This window comes from Ensifer sp. KUDG1, from assembly GCF_050434285.1.
Lineage (GTDB): Bacteria > Pseudomonadota > Alphaproteobacteria > Rhizobiales > Rhizobiaceae > Ensifer.
The window spans coordinates 593,802-611,932 of sequence record NZ_JBNDIG010000001.1 but is presented as its reverse complement, the minus strand read 5'-3'; the positions used below and the strand labels follow the sequence as shown (position 1 = coordinate 611,932).

At 62.4% G+C, this 18,131-nt stretch carries 21 protein-coding genes; 6 read left to right on the top strand and 15 right to left on the bottom strand.

The window, feature by feature from the left end; translation table 11 throughout:
* Positions 1–16: 16 nt before the first annotated feature.
* The 12 genes from flgH to M2267_RS03000 all read right to left on the bottom strand — a co-directional run bounded on the left by flgH (position 17) and on the right by M2267_RS03000 (position 8,498).
* Positions 17–730, bottom strand: coding sequence for a flagellar basal body L-ring protein FlgH (flgH, locus tag M2267_RS03055; protein ID WP_043613021.1), 714 nt, complete (start codon positions 728–730; stop codon positions 17–19).
* Positions 727–1,266 (bottom strand): MotE family protein, encoded by a 540-nt coding sequence (locus tag M2267_RS03050; protein WP_429112390.1) that lies wholly within the window; start codon positions 1,264–1,266, stop codon positions 727–729. Before M2267_RS03050 ends, flgH begins: the two co-directional genes overlap by 4 nt.
* A complete protein-coding gene (locus M2267_RS03045) occupies positions 1,263–2,378 on the bottom strand; it encodes a flagellar basal body P-ring protein FlgI (protein ID WP_043613025.1) in 1,116 nt (371 codons plus the stop codon). Before M2267_RS03045 ends, M2267_RS03050 begins: the two co-directional genes overlap by 4 nt.
* Entirely contained in the window at positions 2,375–2,884 is a 510-nt protein-coding gene (flgA, locus tag M2267_RS03040; protein ID WP_052201629.1) for a flagellar basal body P-ring formation chaperone FlgA, read from the bottom strand. Before flgA ends, M2267_RS03045 begins: the two co-directional genes overlap by 4 nt.
* Positions 2,885–2,901: 17 nt before the next feature.
* Positions 2,902–3,690 (bottom strand): flagellar basal-body rod protein FlgG, encoded by a 789-nt coding sequence (flgG, locus tag M2267_RS03035; RefSeq protein ID WP_034796905.1) that lies wholly within the window; start codon positions 3,688–3,690, stop codon positions 2,902–2,904.
* A gap of 11 nt (positions 3,691–3,701) precedes the next feature.
* The gene (locus M2267_RS03030; protein WP_043613027.1) at positions 3,702–4,043 is read right to left on the bottom strand and encodes a flagellar hook-basal body complex protein FliE; all 342 of its coding nucleotides are present in this window, start codon (positions 4,041–4,043) and stop codon (positions 3,702–3,704) included.
* Entirely contained in the window at positions 4,043–4,462 is a 420-nt protein-coding gene (gene flgC, locus M2267_RS03025; RefSeq protein ID WP_034796910.1) for a flagellar basal body rod protein FlgC, read from the bottom strand. Before flgC ends, M2267_RS03030 begins: the two co-directional genes overlap by 1 nt.
* A 5-nt stretch (positions 4,463–4,467) precedes the next feature.
* Positions 4,468–4,848 carry a flagellar basal body rod protein FlgB gene (gene flgB / locus M2267_RS03020; RefSeq protein ID WP_034797574.1) on the bottom strand — a complete coding sequence of 127 codons (381 nt, stop codon included), beginning with the start codon at positions 4,846–4,848 and terminating at the stop codon, positions 4,468–4,470.
* A 178-nt stretch (positions 4,849–5,026) separates the two neighbouring features.
* Entirely contained in the window at positions 5,027–5,581 is a 555-nt protein-coding gene (locus M2267_RS03015) for a flagellar protein (protein WP_429112385.1), read from the bottom strand.
* Positions 5,581–6,972, bottom strand: a complete 1,392-nt coding sequence (fliI, locus tag M2267_RS03010) for a flagellar protein export ATPase FliI (RefSeq protein WP_043613184.1) — start codon at positions 6,970–6,972, stop codon at positions 5,581–5,583. The genes M2267_RS03015 and fliI overlap by 1 nt, the downstream gene beginning before the upstream one ends.
* A gap of 18 nt (positions 6,973–6,990) precedes the next feature.
* Positions 6,991–7,716 (bottom strand): flagellar basal-body rod protein FlgF, encoded by a 726-nt coding sequence (gene flgF, locus M2267_RS03005; RefSeq protein WP_043613031.1) that lies wholly within the window; start codon positions 7,714–7,716, stop codon positions 6,991–6,993.
* Positions 7,717–7,718: 2 nt separating this feature from the next.
* Positions 7,719–8,498 carry a DUF1217 domain-containing protein gene (locus tag M2267_RS03000; RefSeq protein ID WP_043613033.1) on the bottom strand — a complete coding sequence of 260 codons (780 nt, stop codon included), beginning with the start codon at positions 8,496–8,498 and terminating at the stop codon, positions 7,719–7,721.
* Between the two features lie 182 nt (positions 8,499–8,680).
* Here M2267_RS03000 and motA point away from each other — a divergent pair, with 182 nt between their 5' ends.
* From motA to M2267_RS02970, 6 genes are all read left to right on the top strand, one after another.
* Positions 8,681–9,559, top strand: a complete 879-nt coding sequence (gene motA / locus M2267_RS02995; RefSeq protein ID WP_043613037.1) for a flagellar motor stator protein MotA — start codon at positions 8,681–8,683, stop codon at positions 9,557–9,559.
* A gap of 4 nt (positions 9,560–9,563) precedes the next feature.
* Complete coding sequence (locus M2267_RS02990; protein WP_043613039.1) at positions 9,564–10,499, top strand: FliM/FliN family flagellar motor switch protein; 936 nt, start codon at positions 9,564–9,566, stop codon at positions 10,497–10,499.
* Positions 10,500–10,559: 60 nt separating this feature from the next.
* On the top strand, positions 10,560–11,168 hold the full coding sequence (gene fliN, locus M2267_RS02985) for a flagellar motor switch protein FliN (protein WP_429112383.1): 609 nt from the start codon (positions 10,560–10,562) through the stop codon (positions 11,166–11,168).
* A gap of 29 nt (positions 11,169–11,197) precedes the next feature.
* A complete protein-coding gene (fliG, locus tag M2267_RS02980; RefSeq protein ID WP_034796925.1) occupies positions 11,198–12,229 on the top strand; it encodes a flagellar motor switch protein FliG in 1,032 nt (343 codons plus the stop codon).
* 198 nt (positions 12,230–12,427) lie between these two features.
* Positions 12,428–13,504, top strand: a complete 1,077-nt coding sequence (flhB, locus tag M2267_RS02975; RefSeq protein WP_043613043.1) for a flagellar biosynthesis protein FlhB — start codon at positions 12,428–12,430, stop codon at positions 13,502–13,504.
* 5 nt (positions 13,505–13,509) lie between these two features.
* The gene (locus tag M2267_RS02970; protein ID WP_043613045.1) at positions 13,510–13,950 is read left to right on the top strand and encodes a hypothetical protein; all 441 of its coding nucleotides are present in this window, start codon (positions 13,510–13,512) and stop codon (positions 13,948–13,950) included.
* Positions 13,951–14,056: 106 nt separating this feature from the next.
* On the opposite strand, the gene visR is transcribed toward M2267_RS02970, so the two are convergent.
* The 3 genes from visR to fliF form a co-directional block, all read right to left on the bottom strand.
* Positions 14,057–14,803 carry a transcriptional regulator VisR gene (gene visR, locus M2267_RS02965; protein WP_052201630.1) on the bottom strand — a complete coding sequence of 249 codons (747 nt, stop codon included), beginning with the start codon at positions 14,801–14,803 and terminating at the stop codon, positions 14,057–14,059.
* 12 nt (positions 14,804–14,815) lie between these two features.
* Complete coding sequence (visN, locus tag M2267_RS02960) at positions 14,816–15,556, bottom strand: transcriptional regulator VisN (protein ID WP_043613049.1); 741 nt, start codon at positions 15,554–15,556, stop codon at positions 14,816–14,818.
* A gap of 842 nt (positions 15,557–16,398) precedes the next feature.
* Entirely contained in the window at positions 16,399–18,075 is a 1,677-nt protein-coding gene (gene fliF / locus M2267_RS02955; protein WP_043613052.1) for a flagellar basal-body MS-ring/collar protein FliF, read from the bottom strand.
* Positions 18,076–18,131 lie beyond the last annotated feature (56 nt).

Here is an 18,131-nt window from a genome sequence, read left to right as displayed (position 1 = left end):
TGCCGTTCCCTGCCGATCAGATCGGCGAAAATAGATCCATGAACTGCTGGCCGTAGGGCGGCTGCTGCACTTCAGTCAGGCGGCCACGGCCACCGTAGGAGATGCGTGCCTCGGCGATGCGGTCGTAGGAGATGACGTTGTCGGCATCGACGTCCCGCGGCCGGACGATGCCGGCGACGTTCAGGATGCGCAGTTCATGGTTGACGCGCACTTCCTGCGAACCGCTGATCAACAGGTTGCCGTTTTCGAGCACGCCGGTCACGACGGCCGCAACGAGCAGGCGCAGCTTTTCCGAGCGCTCGGTCTTGCCGTCGCCTTCGGTCTTGGTGTTCGAGCCGTATTTCAGTTCGCCCGACCAATCGAAATCGCTCGTCTGCGACTTGCCGTTGGCGCCGATGTTGAAGCCGCTCGCATTCTTGCGGCTGCGGTCGGTCTTGTTGTCGAAGGTGGCGCCTTCGTTGATCTTGATGTCGACCGTCAGGATGTCGCCGACATTGATCGCGCGTGCGTCCTTGAAGAGGGCCGCCTGCTGGTCGTTCCACAACGAATAGCCGTTCGTCATCTGGCGCGGCTGCTTCGGGTACATCGCCAGCTGCGGGGTCTGCGAATATTGCAGGCCGCTGCCGATCGGGCTCATCGACGGCGCGCGGCCGATTTCGTTGAGCGCCTGGTTCTGACATCCCGCAAGGAGGGCGGCCCCGGTCAGTATAGCCGTTAGACGCGTTTTCATGATGGTTCCTTCGAGGTGTTCGGGTCGCTGGCGCTCGAGATGATGTTGGTGAGAACCGCCGCCTTCTCGTCGCTCATTTCGCTCAGGATCAACGACGACTGGCGCGCCGGCAGCTGCATGACGATGGCGGCGGCGATTTCGGGCCTCACCATCTCAAGCTTGCCGGCAGCTGCGTCCGGCTTCATCGTCTTGTAGATGCCGACGAGGTTGAGTTCCGCCTGTTTCAGGAAATCGTTGCGGCGCTTCAGCCAGTCTTCGTATTCGTCGCGGCGCTTTTCGAGCGTTGCGATACGCTCGTCGATGCTGGCCTGCAGCGTTTCGAGATCCTTGCGCTGCAGCACATAGCGCTGGTCGCGCGCGGCATCGGCGATGTTGGTGCAGAACTGCTGGATTTCGTTCTGGGTCGCGTCGCTGGCCGGCGGCGCCGTGACGTCCTGGGCGAAGGCGCCGGGCATCGAGAGCATGGACGCGACAGCCGCTGCGGCGAGCAGCAGCTTGGGCATCAGGCCAAGAGAATGATTGTCGTTTGCCGTCATTGCAGCACGAGCTCCGCCTGGAGGGCACCGGCCGTCTTGATGCTCTGCAGGATAGCGATGATGCCGTCCGGCTTGACGCCGATGTTGTTGAGGCCGGCGACGAGCGAGCGAAGGCTCGACCCGTTGAGGATCGCCACCGTGCCGCCGTCGGACTGCGCGTTGATGGTCGTGTTCGGCTCCATCGCCGTCTGTCCGCGCGAGAAAGGCAGCGGCTGCACCACGGTCGGCGTCTCGCTGACTTCCACGGTCAAGGTTCCGTAACTGACGGCCACCTCGTTGACCCGGACATCCTGCCCGATGACGATCGTGCCGGTGCGTTCGTTGATGACGACGCGCGCGGGCACGTCGGTTTCGATGACGATGTTTTCGATGTCGGCCATCAGCCGCGCCAGATCCGCCATCTTCGGCTTCTCGACGAGAACGGCCTGGCTATCGCGGGCTTCCGCAATGCGACCGCCATATTGCTGGGCCGCATATTTGTTGATCGCTGCGGCCATGCCGACGGCGGTCGAGAAATCAGGATTGCGCAGCTGCAGCACGAGGTTGAAGCCGTCCTTGAACTTCGACGGCAGCTCGCGCTCGATGATGGCGCCGTTCGGCACGCGACCAGACGTCGTGACACCCTGGTTGAGGGTCGCAGCATCGCCCTGCGCGTTGAAGCCGGTGACGACGACGGAGCCTTGCGCGACCGCATAGATCTGGCCGTCGGCACCTGAAAGCGAGGTCATGACCAGTGTGCCGCCGCGCAGCGACGTGCTGTCGCCGAGCGAGCCGACGGTCACATCGACGCGGCTGCCGGGGCTGGCGAAAGGCGGCAGGTTCGCCGTCACCAGCACGGCCGCGACGTTGCGCGTCCGGGACTCGCCGCCCTGGGTGGAGATGCCGAGATTCTGCAGCATCGCGCGGATCGACTGGTCGGTGAACGGCGACGAGCGCAGGCTGTCGCCCGTGCCCTGGAGGCCGACGACAAGGCCGTATCCGATGAGCTGGTTGTCACGACCGGCCTGAAGCGAGGCGACGTCCTTGATCCTGGATGCGCCGAAGGCAGGCGTCAGCGCCATGGAGAACGCGACGGCCAGCGACAGGAACCATTTGCATGCAAGCATTTTCATTTCGCCACCACATGGACAGTGCCGTCGGCCATCACCGTTCCGGAAACGATGACGCCGGTATCGATGTTGCGCGCCCGGATCAGTTCGCCGACGGCGGCGTCCTGGAGCGGCGATCCGGCAGCGCTGATGGTCAGGCCGCCATTGCTAAAGACGAGGCGCACGGTCGAACCGCGCTCGACGGCGTACTGCTCGCGCAGCGCGCTCGCGAGAATCACCCGGCCGGGAAGAAGCGTGCGCTTGGTGACCTTGCCGTCGATCTCGCCCAGCGTTCTGATGTAACCGTCGGCGAGATCAGGGTTGGTGACGTCGACGACTTCGACGCGGCTCGCATCGACGGTTTCGCCCGGATAGATGGTCTGCGTGGGGATTACCGCCGTCAGCCGTTCCGCATAACCTGCCGAAGGCAACAGGAAAGCGGCGGCAAGGAGCGCGCCAGCCGCCAGCCGCCGCGCCCTGGCGCGGCCGGCCTTCGAAGCCTTGATGTCTGCGGATCGGCGAAACGTCATGTTTGCCCCCTCTTTCGTTACCTGAGGTTCTTGCTCACCGTGGCCGCCATTTCGTCGGCGGCCTGAATGATCTTGGAGTTCATCTCGTAGGCGCGCTGCGCCGAGATCAGGTCGGTGATTTCCTTGACCGGATCGACGTTGGACGCTTCGAGATACTTCTGCTTGATCTGCGCGAAGCCCGGATCGGCCGGCGTGCCGACGATCGCGTCGCCGGAGGCCGGCGTCTGCTTGAAGAGGTTTTCGCCCTGCGGCTCGAGACCCGCCTCGTTGACGAAGTTGGCGATCGTCAGCTGGCCGATTTCCTGCATGGCGGGGTCGTTGCCGATGCGCACCATCACCTGGCCGGAGCTGGTGAAGACGATGTCGGTCGCGTCCTGCGGAACGGTGATACCCGGAACAACGGTGTAGCCGTCGATCGTTACGAGCTGGCCCTGGGCATTCTTGTTGAAGGCGCCGGCGCGGGTATAGACCGTCTCGCCATCGGGCGTTTCGACCTGGAACCAGCCGCGGCCGATCAGCGCCAGGTCGTACTCGTTGCCGGTCGAAACCATGCTGCCCTGGATGTGAAGATTGCGCACGGCTGCCGTCTGCACGCCGAGGCCGATGATCGCGCCTTCCGGAACGATCGCCTGGTTGGAGCGGTTCGGCACGCCCTGAGCGCGTTCGGTCTGGTACAGCAGATCGGAAAACTCGGCGCGCGCGCGCTTGTAACCCGTCGTGTTGATGTTCGCGATGTTGTTCGCGATGACTTCGAGGTTCAGCTGCTGGGCGTTCATGCCGGTGGCGGCAATGGAAAGGGCCTTCATGTCTCGTTCCTTCAGATCTGCATGCGCGCAATTTCGAGGTAGGCGGTGACCACCTTGTCGCGGATCGCGATCGCGGTCTGCAGCGACTGTTCGGCGCTCATCACCGCATCGACCACCTCACGGGTGTTTGCCTGGCCGCGAATGCCGTCGAGCGACATGCCTTCCGCCTTCTTCATCGCGCCGATGGCGTCGGTCGCCATGTCGCCGAGAACCGAAGCGAAGCTCTGCCCCTGCGGCACGCCCTGTGTGGCGGCCGGCATGCCGAAGATCGACGACGAGGATGACGTAGAGTGGGTGCCGTCGGTCTCTTTGGTGACCGAGAACGCGCCGAGGGATTTAACTGCATCGATCATTATTGCGAGGCTCTCAACAGGTCGATTGTCTGGGAAATCAGGTCGCGGGACTGCTTGATGGTCTGCAGGTTCGCCTCATAGGCACGGTTGGCTTCGCGCATATCGGCCATCTCGACCAGGATGTTGACGTTCGGCAGCTTGACCATGCCCTTTTCGTTGGCGGCCGGATTGCCCGGATCGAACTCGATGTTGAAGTCGGAATCGTCCGTTCCCTGGCGCTCGATCTCGACCAGCGAAGCGCCGCTTGCGCGGTCCACCTCGGCAGCAAAGCTGATGGTCTTGCGGCGATAGGGATCCGCGCCCGGCGTATCGCCGGTGGAGCGGGCATTGGCGATGTTTTCGGAGACGATGCGCAGGCGGGTCGATTCCGCCTGCAGGCCGGAGGCCGATACCTTGAGGGCCGAGGTCAATGGATCCATGGTTCTTACTTCCGTACCGCCATTAGCATCATTCGGTGAAAGGCCTTTACGAGGCCCGCGGAGAGCTCGTAGTCGCGCTTGATTTCGCCGGTCTTCATCATTTCCTGCTCGATCGCGACACTGTTGCCCGATTGCTGGATCTGCACACCGTCAACCATGCCGACTTCAGCCACCTGAGAGGCTGCGAGGCCGTCCGTGAAATGCATCTTGTTGGTCGCCGCCATCTGGATGCCGGCGTCCTGCAGAACGCTTTCGAACGGCTTGACGTCCTTGGCCTTGTAGTGCGGCGTGTTCGCATTGGCGATGTTGCCGGCCACCACGTTCTGGCGAACGGTCAGCCACTGGGCTTGCCGGGACGCGAGTTCGAAAAGCTGAATCGGTTGCATCAAAAGCTCCATGCTTGGTGATGCGAACCTAGGCCGGTAATCTTGCGTGGGACTTTCGTCGGAAAGCGATGCCCGAGGGAACGCGGCGGCCACGGCCGGAGATTGCCTGCAAACGGCGGAAAGCCGCGTCATCCGTCAGAGATGGCGCGGCCGTCGTGGGCAAGAAGGCAAGCCTAAATCAGTTGGCCTGGTACATTTCGCCGGAGGAGGTGATCATCACCCAGTGGCCATCCCGCTGCTCTAGCGTAGCAAGACGCGTGTTGTCGGGCAGAACCGAACCGACGCGCACGATGTACATGCCGCTCGCATCCTCGATCAGCGCACGACCGTTGGCGACATGCATCAGCTTGAAGCCGGACTTGCCGGGAAAGGGCTGTGACAGCCCCTCTTCCGCGGCTGTCCCTTCCGGCCCCGGACCACCGCCGATGCCGGGCACGGTCGCCGTCGTCAGCTGGTCGATGGCGGCCATGGTCTCGCCGTCCGCGTCGGGCATGGCGAGCGGGGAGACCGAGACGACGTTGCGCGCGGCGCGCTCCGGCAGGTCGCGGGTCGAGCCCTGCCACAAGGGCGGCATGGTGAACTTGTCCTGGTGGAAGAAGGCGTACCAGGGAAAGAAGGTCGCGAAGGCGGCAAGCGCCACGCCGGTCGCGGCCAGGAACTTGTCGGTCATCGGCATGCGGCTTCGCTTGCGCTGATGAACCATCTCGTCCGCATCATAATCGGTCATGGTCATCACCTCGCTCTCGCACCCGGCTGATTGCCCATCGCCGCCGCCTTCAGCGCGTTGGCGAGATCGGAAAAGGCGTCCTGTGCCGGGCGCTCACCGGCGGTCTGCGTCAGGACCTCGTAGATGACCGGGACCTGCTTGATCGCCATGTCGAGATCCGGATCGCCACCCGGGCGGTAGCCGCCGATCAGGCGAAGGTCGCGGGTCTCTTCGAAGCGGTGGATCAGCGCCTTCAGGCGCGAGACCAGCTTCTCCTGGTCGGGGGTCCAGGCCTTGCGCGCCAGACGCGAGATCGAGGCGAGCGGATTGATCGGCGGGTACCGCCCCTCCTCCGCAAGGCTGCGCTCGAGAACGATGTGGCCGTCGAGGATGCCGCGCGTCGAGTCGGCAACCGGATCGTTGTGGTTGTCGCCGTCGACGAGGATGGAGATGATCGCCGTGATCGTGCCGGCGCCTTCGGTGCCCGGGCCGGCGCGCTCCAGCAGGCGCGGTAGTTCGGTGAAGACGGAGGCCGGATAGCCGCGCGCGATCGGCGGCTCGCCGGACGCGGTTGCGACCTCGCGGATTGCATGGGCGAAGCGGGTGACGCTGTCGACGATCAACAGAACGTTGTCGCCGTTGTCGCGATAATGCTCGGCAATGGTGACGGCGGTCAGCGGCGCCATCTTGCGCAGCATCGGGCTCTCGTCGCTTGTCGCGACGACTGCGACGGACTTCGCGAGATTGTCGCCCAGTGTGTCCTCGATGAATTCGCGCACTTCACGGCCGCGTTCGCCGACCAGCGCAATCACCACCTTGTCGAAGGCATCGGCCCGCGCCAGCATGGAGAGCAGCGTCGACTTGCCGACGCCGGAGCCGGCGAAGATGCCGAGACGCTGGCCGAGGCAGAGCGGCGAGAAGATGTCGATCGCGCGCACGCCGGTCAGGAAACCCTTCTCGACCCGCTTGCGCGTCATCGACGGCGGCGCGGTGTTGGTGATCGAGCGGCGCACGTCCCCCTGTTGCAGGGGACCGAGACCATCGATCGGCTCGCCGAGCGCATTGATCGCACGGCCGCACCATTGGTCGGTCGGCGCGACACGGAAGGCGCCCTTGCGAATGACGGTGTCATGGATGCCAATCGGGTCGCCGGGCTCGATCGGGCAGACGACCACCCGCTCCGGTTCGACCCGAACCACCTCGCCGAGATGGGTGCCGGTGACGCTTTTGTGGGCGACGAAATCGCCGAGCCGCACATGCCGCGACAGGCCGGTCACCGTGTAGTGGCCAGGCGAGATCGTCTGGACGTGACCGCCGGGCGCGATCGAGAATTCGGGTTTGGCATAGCGTTCGACCAGGCCGGCAAGTGCCGCCAGAGATGTCGATCCCGCGCTCGTTTTCTGGCCTTCGCTTTGCATGCCGATGTCCGTCACAGATTAGCGGCTGCCGCCAAGCGTCTTGACCGCTTCTTCAAGCGATCCTTCGCCGTCGCGCAGCAGGGCGGTGATGTTGTCGAAGGCGCGGGTGACCATGATCAGCTGCGACATTTCCTGAATGGCATTGACGTTGGACTCTTCGAGGAAGCCCTGCATGACGCCGACATCGAAACGGTCGACGACCGGCTCGACCTGTGCCGCCGGCTGAACCGCGCTGTTGTCGAGGCGAACGAACCCCTTGCTGAAATCGGCCTCGTAGAGGCCGAGCGAGGCGACGGCGACACCGTTCTGGTGAAGCGCGCCATCTGCGCCGACGGTAATCTCGCCGCCGTTGCCGTTGAGCTGGATCGGCGCGCCGCCGGCGTCGAGCACCGGATAGCCGCGGATGGTGACCAGTTCGCCGGTATCCGTTAGCGTGAACCGCCCGTCGCGCGTCAGCGCCGGGCCGGCGGGCGTCTCGATCTGGAACCAGGCGTCGCCCTTGACGGCAAAATCGAGCGCCGAGCCCGTGCGCGTCAGCGAACCGTTGCTGGTGTTGAGGAACTCCTCGCCCTTGCTGACATAGGCAACCTTGGTCGGCTTGGTGTCGCCGAGCATCTGGTTGAACTTCACCTCGGTGCCACGGAAGCCGACGGTGTTGGCGTTCGCGATGTTGTCGGCAAGTGTGTTGAGGCGCTTTTCAAGCGCCATCTGCGACGAAATCGCGACGTAAAGACCGGTTTGCACGCTCAGTTTCCCCCGAGTTTCAGGCTGTTGATGGACAGGAGAAGATCGGAAGAAATGCCGTAGCCGCTCGATGAGCCGAAGACCGCGAGCGGATCATAACCGTCCGTTGAATTTTTGGTTTCCCAGAGCGCAGTGAACCGGTCGAGAAAATCGGCAACCTTGGTCGGGTCCTGGAAGTCCTTGAAATCGAGCGCCTGCTCATAGGTCTCGGCCTGGCGATCGACATTGGTCGCCGCGAATTCGTCGGGCAGCTGCAGGGCCGTGCGCACCACCTGGGCGATCGCCTCGTCGGCGATGATGGCGTAGCCGCTGTTGATTGTCGGCGCCATGCGGGAAAAATAAAGGGCAAGCCTGACGCCGGCATTCTCTTCGCCTGCGTCCTGTTCCAGGGTCTGGCGCGTGTATTTTTCTGCGACGCCCTTCTGCGCACGATCGAAGGACGTGGCGGCCGCGCCGTGGGCTGCAAAATTCAGCGATTCGACGAGCTGCTTGTAGCGGTTGTCGGTCAGCTTGTTGGCGAAGGCATCTTCGTTGTCGACGCCTTCCGTCAGCACCTTGCGCATGAAGGCCTTGGCGTAGGCCATGTCTTCGAGGCCGTGCGCCTTCATCGCGTAATTGTAGAGGCGGGTATCGGCAAAGAAGTCGTCGATCGTTTTGACGTCGCCGATCTTCGACAGATAGTACGCGGTCTCGCGGGCCACATCCGGCTGCTCGGCAACGCGGGCCAGCGACTTCGTCAAGTCGGCCGTAATCAGCTTGTAGCTCGTATAAGTCGTGGTCACGATCGCTCCGCCCCTGCCGGAATGAGACAGGCAGCCCCTGAGCCTGTTTTGACAAATCCTGACCGGACAGCCTTGCGCGAACCTGTTCCGCCAGGTGGCCCTGTCGCCCGGACCGGCCAGCCTCACGCAAGGATGAAACCGTATCCCGTTAGCGGAAAATAAGATCGCGACAGGTATCGAATATGAACATCATCATCGGACTTCTTGTGACGTTCGGCTGTATCCTCGGCGGCTATCTGGCGATGGGCGGCCACATGGAAGTCCTCAACCAGCCGTTCGAACTGCTGATCATCGGCGGCGCCGGCGTCGGCGGCTTCATCATGGCCAACTCGATGAAGGTGGTGAAGGATACCGGCAAGGCGCTTGGCGAAGCCTTTCGCCACAAGGTGCCGAAGGAGCGCGAGTATCTCGACACGCTCGGCGTCCTCTATTCGCTGATGCGCGACCTGCGCACCAAATCGCGCAACGAGATCGAAAGCCACATCGACAACCCCGAGGAATCCACGATCTTCCAGTCGGCGCCGACGGTTCTGAAGAACAAGGAACTGACCGCCTTCATCTGCGACTACGTGCGCCTGATCATCATTGGAAACGCCCGCTCGCACGAGATCGAAGCGCTGATGGACGAGGAAATCCAGACCATCACCCACGACAAGATGAAGTGCTACCACGCGCTGAACACGATGGGCGACGCCTTCCCGGCGATCGGTATCGTCGCGGCCGTTCTCGGCGTCATCAAGGCGATGGGCGCGATCAGCGAGGCGCCCGAAGTTCTCGGCGCCAAGATCGCGGCCGCTCTCGTCGGCACACTGCTCGGCGTGTTTCTTTCCTATTCGATCGTCGCGCCGCTCGTCGCCAACGTCAAATCGGTGCGCGAGAAGCAGAACCGGCTCTACATCATCGTCAAGCAGACACTGCTTGCCTACATGAACGGTTCGGTTCCGCAGGTCGCTCTCGAATATGGCCGCAAGACCATCTCGGCCTACGAGCGTCCGTCCATCGACGCGGTCGAGCAGGAAATGATGAACCCCGGCGGCGGCGGCGAAAGCAAGGCGGCTTGATCTGATGACCTCCAACGTTCACGCATTCGACCGCAAGCTCCTCGCACGTATGACCGGCGCGCTCGGCGACGACCGGGTGATCGGCCGGCTGGCTCTCGAACTCGGCCAGGTCTTCGGCGAATTCCTGCCGGACATGTGCCGGGCGGAGACGGGTCTCGACATCACCATCGGCTATGCCGGCCACCGGACCGGGATGCGCCGCGACTTGATCTCGTCGATGGGCACGGGCGTGCTGATCAGCGAGGTTTCGCTGCGCAACTGGTGCGCGGACTTTCAGATCGGCTGCGACAGCCCGATCATCATCGCTCTGGTGGAGGCGCTGCTCGGCGCCGAGCCCGCCGGCATCGAGGAACCGCAGCCGCGCGCCCTTTCCCAGATCGAAATCGACGTGGCCGTGCCGCTGTTCGAGAAGATCGCCGACGTGCTCAGGACGGCCGTCAATGCGCCTGGCAGCTTCGAGCCGATCGTCGAACGCCCGCTCAACAGCGTCGCGCGCGCCAAGCCCGATCCGATGATCGAGGACGTTCACGCCGGCGCGATCGACATGACGATCGGCTTCGGCCCCGTGCTTTCCACCTTCTCGATCATCGTTCCGCAAAGCGTGCTTCTGAAGACGACGATCGTCTTCCCCAAGGGAAGCGGACAGCAGCGCAAGGCAAAGGCCGAGTGGACGGAACAGCTGGAGGAGCAGGTTCGCCGCTCGGCGGTGACGATCGAGGCGCGCATCCGGCTCGAAAGCCTGACGCTCGACACGATCAGCCGCCTGCAACCGGGCGACGTCATTCCCTTCCTCGATGCCCAGGACGTTCGCGTCGACGTCAACGCCAATGGCCGCGACCTCTATGTCTGCGAATTCGGGCGCGCCGGATCGAAATACACGGTTCGGGTCAAGGATACGCACGGATCCGAACAGGACATCCTTCGCCACATCATGAGTTAAATCGGCCTGCCGCGCGCTCGCAGCATGCCTGAGGCAAGCTTCAACTGGAATAGTTCTCACATGGCACCCAAAAAAGCACCCATCAACGAACAGGCCGAAGTCGCTGTCGGAGATATGGAACTCGACCAGGCGATCAACGACCTGCGCGGTGTCCTGAAGCAGGATTCCGACACGCCTGATGCTTTCGGCTCCGATTTCGGCGGCGAAACGCTTGGCACCACCGATTTCGGCAGCGATTTTGGCGCACCGGCCGCTGGCGGCCTCGACGCATTCGGCGGCGATTTCGGCTCCAGCGACTTCGGCGCCGATCTCGGCGGCGCGCCCGCGACGAGCGATTTCGGCGGCACGGATTTTGCCGCGACGTCCTTCGACAGCGCTGATGCGGCCGTCGATACGCCGCCCGGCAGCGGCATGAACGCCAATCTCGATCTGATCATGGACATTCCGATCGACGTGCAGATCGTGCTCGGCTCGAGCCGGATGCAGGTTTCGGGCCTCATGAACCTCAGCGAAGGCGCAACGATCGCGCTGGATCGCCGCATCGGCGAGCCGGTGGAGATCATGGTCAACGGTCGCGTGATCGGCCGTGGCGAAATTACTGTTCTCGAAGGCGACGATACCCGCTTCGGCGTCAAACTCATCGAGATCAAGGGCAATAAGAAGTCATAGGGCCCAATGATTGGGCGAAGGATGAATCCATGATGGATTTCGAAAGTTTCGAGGCTCAGGCGCTATCAAGGCCGCTCAGCCAGACGGACAAGGCGGCGGCCGTTCTGCTTGCCATGGGCAAGGGCGTCGCCAGCAAGCTGTTGAAGTTCTTCACCCAGAGCGAACTGCAGTCGATCATCGCCTCGGCGCAGTCGCTGCGCGCGATTCCGCCGCATGAGCTCGAAGCCCTCGTCAACGAGTTCGAAGACCTCTTCACCGAGGGCGCCGGCCTCATGGACAACGCCAAGGCGATCGAGAGCATTCTCGAGGAAGGCCTGACGCCGGACGAAGTCGACGGCCTGCTCGGCCGACGCGCCACGTTCCAGTCTTACGAAGCCAACATCTGGGATCGCCTGCAGGAATGCGACCCGGTCGCCGTTTCCGTCCAGCTTGCCAAGGAACATGCCCAGACGATCGCTTACGTGCTGTCGATGATGCCTTCGAGCTTCGGTGCCAAGGTGCTGCTGCAGCTGTCGGAAGAACAGCGCCCGGACATCCTGAAGCGCGCCGTCAACATGAAGGACGTCAACCCGAAGGCCGCCGCAATCATCGAAAACCGCGTCATGGAAATGATCGGCGAGATGGAAGCGGAGCGCAATTCGGCAGGCCCGGCCAAGATCGCCGAGGTGATGAACGAACTCGACAAGCCGCAGGTCGATACGCTGCTTGCCTCCCTCGAATCGCTCAGCACCGCGTCGGCCAACAAGGTTCGTCCGAAGATCTTCCTCTTCGACGACGTACTCTACATGCCGCAGCGCAGCCGCGTTCAGCTCTTCAACGACGTGTCGACCGACATCATCACGATGGCGCTGCGCGGCTCGACGTCGGAACTGCGCGAATCCGTGCTTGCCTCCATCGGCGCGCGCCAGCGCCGCATGATCGAGTCCGATCTCGCCATGGGCGATGCCGGCATCAACCCGCGCGATATCGCTATCGCACGACGCTCGATCACGCAGGAAGCCATCAGGCTGGCTGCGAACGGACAGCTCGAGCTCAAGGAAAAGGATGTGCAGGCCGCGTGAGGCCTGCCTCCGTCCAACGAGCCGCGCAACGCGGCCAACGGACCGCTCCTCGAAGGGTAATTTCTGTTGAGCCCCGGCGAATGCCGGGGCTCAACTCTTGCCTGGTTCCCGCGCTGGGTCCACTACAGGAGGCGCAATGCAGGGCGTATGTCCGCCGGACGCGCGTCGCTGCAGAGGAACTGGGAGCCGTCCTGTCTCATGTCGGACGATCAGGATAAAGACAGCAAAACAGAAGCCCCGTCAGAGAAGAAGATCTCCGACGCCGCCGAAAAGGGTAATGTGCCCTTTTCACGCGAAGCCACGATGTTCGCATCGACGCTCGCGATCTACATTTTCTTCGTCTTCTTCCTGACCGACGGCGTCGCCACCCTCACCGAGGCGCTCAAGGATATCTTCGAGCAACCCGAGGCCTGGCGGCTGGAAAACGCCACCGACGTCGTGGCCCTGATCACCCATCTGATCTGGAAATCGACGGCTCTGGTTGTCCCGGTTTTCGTCCTGCTGATCGTCTTCGGCGTCGGCGCGTCCATCTTCCAGAACTTGCCCCTGCCGGTTCTCGACCGCATCCAGCCCAAGCTCAATCGGGTTTCACCGATGGCGGGGCTCAAGCGGATCTTCGGCATCCAGGGCCTAGTCGAATTCGGCAAGTCGCTGTTCAAGATCATCATCGTGTCGGTCGTCGTCGTCCTGGTGCTCTGGAACGACTATTTCGCCACGCTCGACCTGATGTTTTCCGATCCGGTCACGATGTTCTCGACGATGGCGAGCGACCTCAACGAGATCATGATCGTCATTCTGCTGTCGACCGCTGTGCTGGCGATCGCCGACCTCTTCTGGTCGCGGCACCATTGGTACACCGAACTGATGATGACCAAGCAGGAAGTGAAGGAGGAAATGAAGCAGGCGCAGGGCGACCCGATCGTCAAGTCGCGCCTGCGCTCGATGCAGCGTGACCGGGCGCGCAAGCGCATGATCTCGTCGGTGCCGCGCGCCACGCTGGTCATCGCCAACCCGACCCACTATGCCGTCGCCTTGCGTTATGTCCGCGAGGAGAGCGACGCGCCTATCGTCGTGGCAATGGGCCAGGACCTGGTTGCCCTCAAGATCCGTGAAATCGCAGAGAAAAACGGCATTCCCGTCTTCGAGGACCCGCCGCTTGCACGCTCCATGTTTGCACAAGTCTCGGTCGATAGTGTGATTCCACCGGTGTTTTACAAGGCTGTTGCCGAACTCATTCACCGCGTGCATGCGTCGCAACCAAAACGGATGACATAACTCCGATGAAAAAGTGCGAATTCTCCGAGAAGCGAGAACAGATCGTAGCTGAAGCAATTCGCCCTGTGGCGACCGAACTGCGTCTCATCGACGCCGCCGATTTCATCGCGCTATTGCGGTTCGAGTCCTATGCCAGCCTCGCTGACCTCGTCGAATCGGCAGCGGAGCTCTATTTTCTGCCCGGCACGGTCAATTTCGGCCTCGGCGGCAACTACAATCTGGATTGGGACAGCGAGCCGGAAATCGTGCTCGACCTCGAACTGAAGCCCCGCGGCGTGACCATCTATGTCCGCCTGTCGCTCGGCAACGAGACGGCCGGGATCGAAATCAGCCACATCAATTTCCAGAACCCTTCGTCCGACCCGGACGAGAACACGGCCTTCCTGGCGCGGAGCCTCGCAGAGGCGAAATTCATCAAGTCCTACGAATTGCCGCTGGCGAGCTGAAAGCGCCGCTCGGGCGGATCTCGTCTTGACGTGCAATTGACGCTGGCAGGTTCAATTCCCTCGGCTCCGCTGCTCAAAAGGCCAGCGTGGTCCGTCGTGTCCGCGGCTAGCTGATGTAGCCGAGGCGGATCGCCTTGGCGATCGCCTGGATGCGGTTGACCGAATCGAGCTTGGTGGTCGCAGCCCCCAGATAGGCGTTGACCGTGTGGACCGAAAGTCCCATGCGCTCGGCGATCTCTTCGCTGATGTGACCGTCGCCGGCCATCTGCAGGCAGGCGATCTCGCGATCGCTCAAGGTTTCCGCCGGGGCGACGCGCTTCTCATCGGCCGCCAGAAGATCGGTCATGATCATGCAGCTGCGGCCGTGCAGATCGACCACCTGCTCCGTGGAGGCGTCGACGTAGCTGCCGGCAAAGACGACGTAACCGTTGCCCTGGGCGCCGAGCCTGACGGGGAAAGCAATGCCGGAATAGGGAAGTTTGCGACCCTTCAGGCGATGCGCGAAAGGCGCAAGCTCGGAGAGCTCGGCCGCCTGGTGCTCGCCGGCGCCGTCCCAAAGGATCGGTAGCAGCGACTGGTCGAGATGCGCGACCAGTTCTTCGCCATAGGCGTTGACGAGATCATGGGCGTTGGCTTCCGCTGCGACGCCCCAGTTGTCGAGGACGCAGGTGAGCTTTCGAGCGCTGCCCGTTCCCTTGCCGTTGAGGCGCAGGACTGCGAAGTGCTTGGCGTTGATCTGACGCTGCATGGCTTGCAGGCGCGTGACCAAGGTGGCCGCTCGCGCGGCGCGGTTGCCGTTTCTTGCGAGCTTCTGCTCGTCCTCGATCCGCCCGCCGCCAAGAAAATGCGTCATCGCGCCCGTTCCTTACACAAGATTATTGCGCACCGCGTAGGCAATCGCTTCGGACCGCGTCCGGGTCGCGGTCTTGCGCATGACGCTGGTGATGTAGTTGTTGATGGTGTTGCGCGAGATGCCGAGGATAACCGCGATCTCTTCGCTGGTCTTGCCTTCGGCAATCCAGAACAGGCACTCCAGTTCGCGCTCGGTCAGCTCGAAGTCGCGGTCATGGCGCACTTCTGCGCGTGTGGTGAAGCTTGCCAGATAGCCCGCCAGAAGCGTGACGTCCCGCAGGCTCTCCTGCGACAGGATCACGTCTTCCGGGACGAGCAGCATCAGGGAGAAACGCAGGCGCCCGACATTGAAGGTAACTGCGCAGTATTCGCGGCTGATGCCGCGCGGCAATTCGGTATTGTCGGGAAGCGCATGAAAACAGGGCTGCAGCACCGCGAGGCACTTTTCCAGCTCCGTCGTCTTGGCATGAAGCGCGGTGATCACGCCGGAGAGCCGCCGGACGACGTCGAACGGCCAGTCCGAGCAGACCACGTGGTCGAGGCCGCTGTCCTGCGACAGATCATAACGCGCCAACAGATAATGGCTCGCGCCGACATATTCCGTCAGAGCCGAAAGACCGCTTCCGAGACCGCCGCGCCCGGCGACTTCGCCCAGTCGTCGCAAAAGCTGCTCGCGCGAAAACCCGCCGCCGCGTGCGCGTGTCGGTGCCGTCGGCAAAGGCCAGACAGCAATGTCTGCTTGCGAAATGTCCATGAGTTCAGCCCCTGTGCCGGATCCACATCCCGGAACTGCATTTGCGCTGCCGCCGCCAACAGCCGGCCGAAGCCGAATATTACCACCAGTCGCAGATCAGGACGCGAATCAACTGCTAAAAATGTACATCGACGCGAGAAAAAAAACATCGCCCTCTTCTGGCTATTTACTTCGTGTCGCCAGCATGTCGCGATTCGCAATCACACGCCCCTGCCAACACCCATCTGCTGCCGCATGAACCGACTCAGAATCGCAACGCCTTGAAAGGAAAGGACTTTTCTCTTGAAAATCAGCGATTTTCGCGCGCGGAACGAGAGAGGGGGCCGCATTGCGAGTGGAAAATGATGGGATTTCATCCCAAAAAAGGACGGTTTTTCGCGCACAGAGAATTTCGAATGCGCGCGATATTATACTTTGTTTTCATAGCTGTTGCTCAAATGCACCAGCCTATTTTCAGGCGCAGCTCATTTTATCGATATATAAATTGTGAAACTCAAAGAATAAATTTCTATAGCAATAATGTTATATTTGCGATGAACTCTGTATAGCCCGAATCCGGAATAGTAGATAGCAACGCGGAATGCACGTCATGCGGGCGCGCCGAATCTATAAATTAAGATATCGTTAAAATATTACCATCCGAGATTCCACCGAGACTCCGCCGAACTCCCTTGGAAACTTGAAGCAATTTCGGCGCCAGATGAAATATGGCGGCCGGACTCCGGCAATATTTGACCCGAACACCAAAACCCACCGCAGGCGCGATGAGGCGTGGCGGCGACAAGAAAAATCCCGCCACAAGGGCGGGATTTGCAAGAAGTTCCGGGGCCGTTTTCTGTCCGTCAGGCCGCCTTGTCGAGAGCCCACTTGCGCAGGATCTTCGCCGCGCGCTCTTCGCTGATCTCGACCATGCGGGCCAGGCGCCGCTCCGGCCCTTCCTTGACGCGGCGGTTGAAGCTGCCGCTGTCGTCGCCCATGCTGAGCAGGTCGTCGGTGCTGTCGAAGCCGAAGTCCGAGCCGAAGCCTTCCATGAGCGCGCCACCGGCGCCGGCATTGGCCGGAGAGAAGTCGGGCAGCTCGAGGCCAGCGGCTTCGCCCTGGATCTGGCCGGCGCCACCACCGAGACCGAGCTGGCGTGCCAGCGGCCGCATGCCCATCCAGACCACCAGGAAGGCGACCACGATGAAGGCGAGCGCGTTGATGATGCCGCCGAGGTTACGGGTAAGCGTTTCCATGACACCCGGGCCGGCAACCGCCTGGTCGAGCAGCTGCGTCTCGACGAAGTCCATGGCGGTCAGGGTCACGATATCGCCGCGGCTGGTGTCGAGGCCTGCAGCCGAGGCGACGATCTTCTGCATGTCAGCGAGATAGGCGTCGATCTTGGCCTGGTCGGCCGGCTCGCCCACCATTGCTGCCAGGCGGCCACGGTTGACGACGACGGCAACGGAGAGCCGCTCGACGGTGTAGCTGTTCTTGACGGTGGCGATCGTCTTGCTGTTGATTTCGTAGTTGGTCTGCTCTTCCTTCTTCTCGGCCTGATCGCTCGACTGCGGGCCGGCACCGCCCTTCGGGGCGGCCTGAGGAATGTTCTGCTGTACGGTCGCGGCATTGTCCGGCTGCTGCTGGCTGGACTTCTGCTCTTCCTTGGTCACACGGGTCGAGCGCTCGACACGCGATTCCGGATCGAAGACCGTTTCCTGGATCTGCTGCGTGTCGGTGTTCAGACGTGCCGTGACGCTCGAGCGGAAGTTGTCCATGCCGAGGAACGGAGCAAGCGCGTTGTCGATCTTCTTCTCAAGCTCGGTCTGCACGTTCTGGACGACGCCGAGCGACTGATTAAGGGCGCTGTTGGCCGGGTCGTCACCGGAGGCGAGAAGCTGCCCGGTCGAATCGAGCACGGTCACGTCATCGACATCGAGCCCCGGTACGGACGAGGCGACGAGGTGACGGATCGAAGCGGCAGCGCTGCGGCCGACCGTGGCGCTGGCGCGGATCATGACCGAGGCGGTGGGGTTCTGGTCTGCCTTGCGGAAGCTGCCGCGCTCCGGCATCACGATGTGGACGCGGGCGGCGGCGATACCGGAAATCTGCTGGATGGTGCGGCCGATTTCACCTTCGAGGGCGCGCACGCGGGTCACTTCCTGCATGAAGGAGGTGAGGCCGAGCGAACCGACATTGTCGAAGAGTTCATAGCCGGCATTGGCGCTGCTCGGCAGGCCACGCTCGGCGAGCAGCAGGCGCGCCTTGCTGGTCATGCCGACCGGAACCTGCAAACTGGCACCGTCAGCCCCAACATTGAAATCGATGTTGGCCTCAGCCAGCGCGATGCTGATCTGGGTGACATCGCTGCGTTCGAGCCCGACATAGAGCGTCTCGAACGAGGGTCTGTTGACGTAAATTCCAGCCCCGAGCACCATGCCGACCGCAACAATGCCAGCCGCCGCCAACGCGATCAGCTTGCCTTGCCCGAGACTGCTCAGGTTCTTCGTGAACGTCGAGAGTTGATCCAACAGACTCATTCTGTTTCCGCACCCAGTATCGCAAGGTCATCGGGCCGATCATCGGCCGAGCGCCC

Coding starts and splice junctions, on each gene's coding strand:
- flgH (WP_043613021.1), bottom strand. CDS start 730: ATGAAAACGCGTCTAACGGCTATACTGACCGGGGCCGCCCTCCTTGCG.
- M2267_RS03050 (WP_429112390.1), bottom strand. CDS start 1,266: ATGACGGCAAACGACAATCATTCTCTTGGCCTGATGCCCAAGCTGCTG.
- M2267_RS03045 (WP_043613025.1), bottom strand. CDS start 2,378: ATGAAAATGCTTGCATGCAAATGGTTCCTGTCGCTGGCCGTCGCGTTC.
- flgA (WP_052201629.1), bottom strand. CDS start 2,884: ATGACGTTTCGCCGATCCGCAGACATCAAGGCTTCGAAGGCCGGCCGC.
- flgG (WP_034796905.1), bottom strand. CDS start 3,690: ATGAAGGCCCTTTCCATTGCCGCCACCGGCATGAACGCCCAGCAGCTG.
- M2267_RS03030 (WP_043613027.1), bottom strand. CDS start 4,043: ATGATCGATGCAGTTAAATCCCTCGGCGCGTTCTCGGTCACCAAAGAG.
- flgC (WP_034796910.1), bottom strand. CDS start 4,462: ATGGATCCATTGACCTCGGCCCTCAAGGTATCGGCCTCCGGCCTGCAG.
- flgB (WP_034797574.1), bottom strand. CDS start 4,848: ATGCAACCGATTCAGCTTTTCGAACTCGCGTCCCGGCAAGCCCAGTGG.
- M2267_RS03015 (WP_429112385.1), bottom strand. CDS start 5,581: ATGACCATGACCGATTATGATGCGGACGAGATGGTTCATCAGCGCAAG.
- fliI (WP_043613184.1), bottom strand. CDS start 6,972: ATGCAAAGCGAAGGCCAGAAAACGAGCGCGGGATCGACATCTCTGGCG.
- motA (WP_043613037.1), top strand. CDS start 8,681: ATGAACATCATCATCGGACTTCTTGTGACGTTCGGCTGTATCCTCGGC.
- M2267_RS02990 (WP_043613039.1), top strand. CDS start 9,564: ATGACCTCCAACGTTCACGCATTCGACCGCAAGCTCCTCGCACGTATG.
- fliN (WP_429112383.1), top strand. CDS start 10,560: ATGGCACCCAAAAAAGCACCCATCAACGAACAGGCCGAAGTCGCTGTC.
- fliG (WP_034796925.1), top strand. CDS start 11,198: ATGATGGATTTCGAAAGTTTCGAGGCTCAGGCGCTATCAAGGCCGCTC.
- flhB (WP_043613043.1), top strand. CDS start 12,428: ATGTCGGACGATCAGGATAAAGACAGCAAAACAGAAGCCCCGTCAGAG.
- M2267_RS02970 (WP_043613045.1), top strand. CDS start 13,510: ATGAAAAAGTGCGAATTCTCCGAGAAGCGAGAACAGATCGTAGCTGAA.
- visR (WP_052201630.1), bottom strand. CDS start 14,803: ATGACGCATTTTCTTGGCGGCGGGCGGATCGAGGACGAGCAGAAGCTC.
- visN (WP_043613049.1), bottom strand. CDS start 15,556: ATGGACATTTCGCAAGCAGACATTGCTGTCTGGCCTTTGCCGACGGCA.
- fliF (WP_043613052.1), bottom strand. CDS start 18,075: ATGAGTCTGTTGGATCAACTCTCGACGTTCACGAAGAACCTGAGCAGT.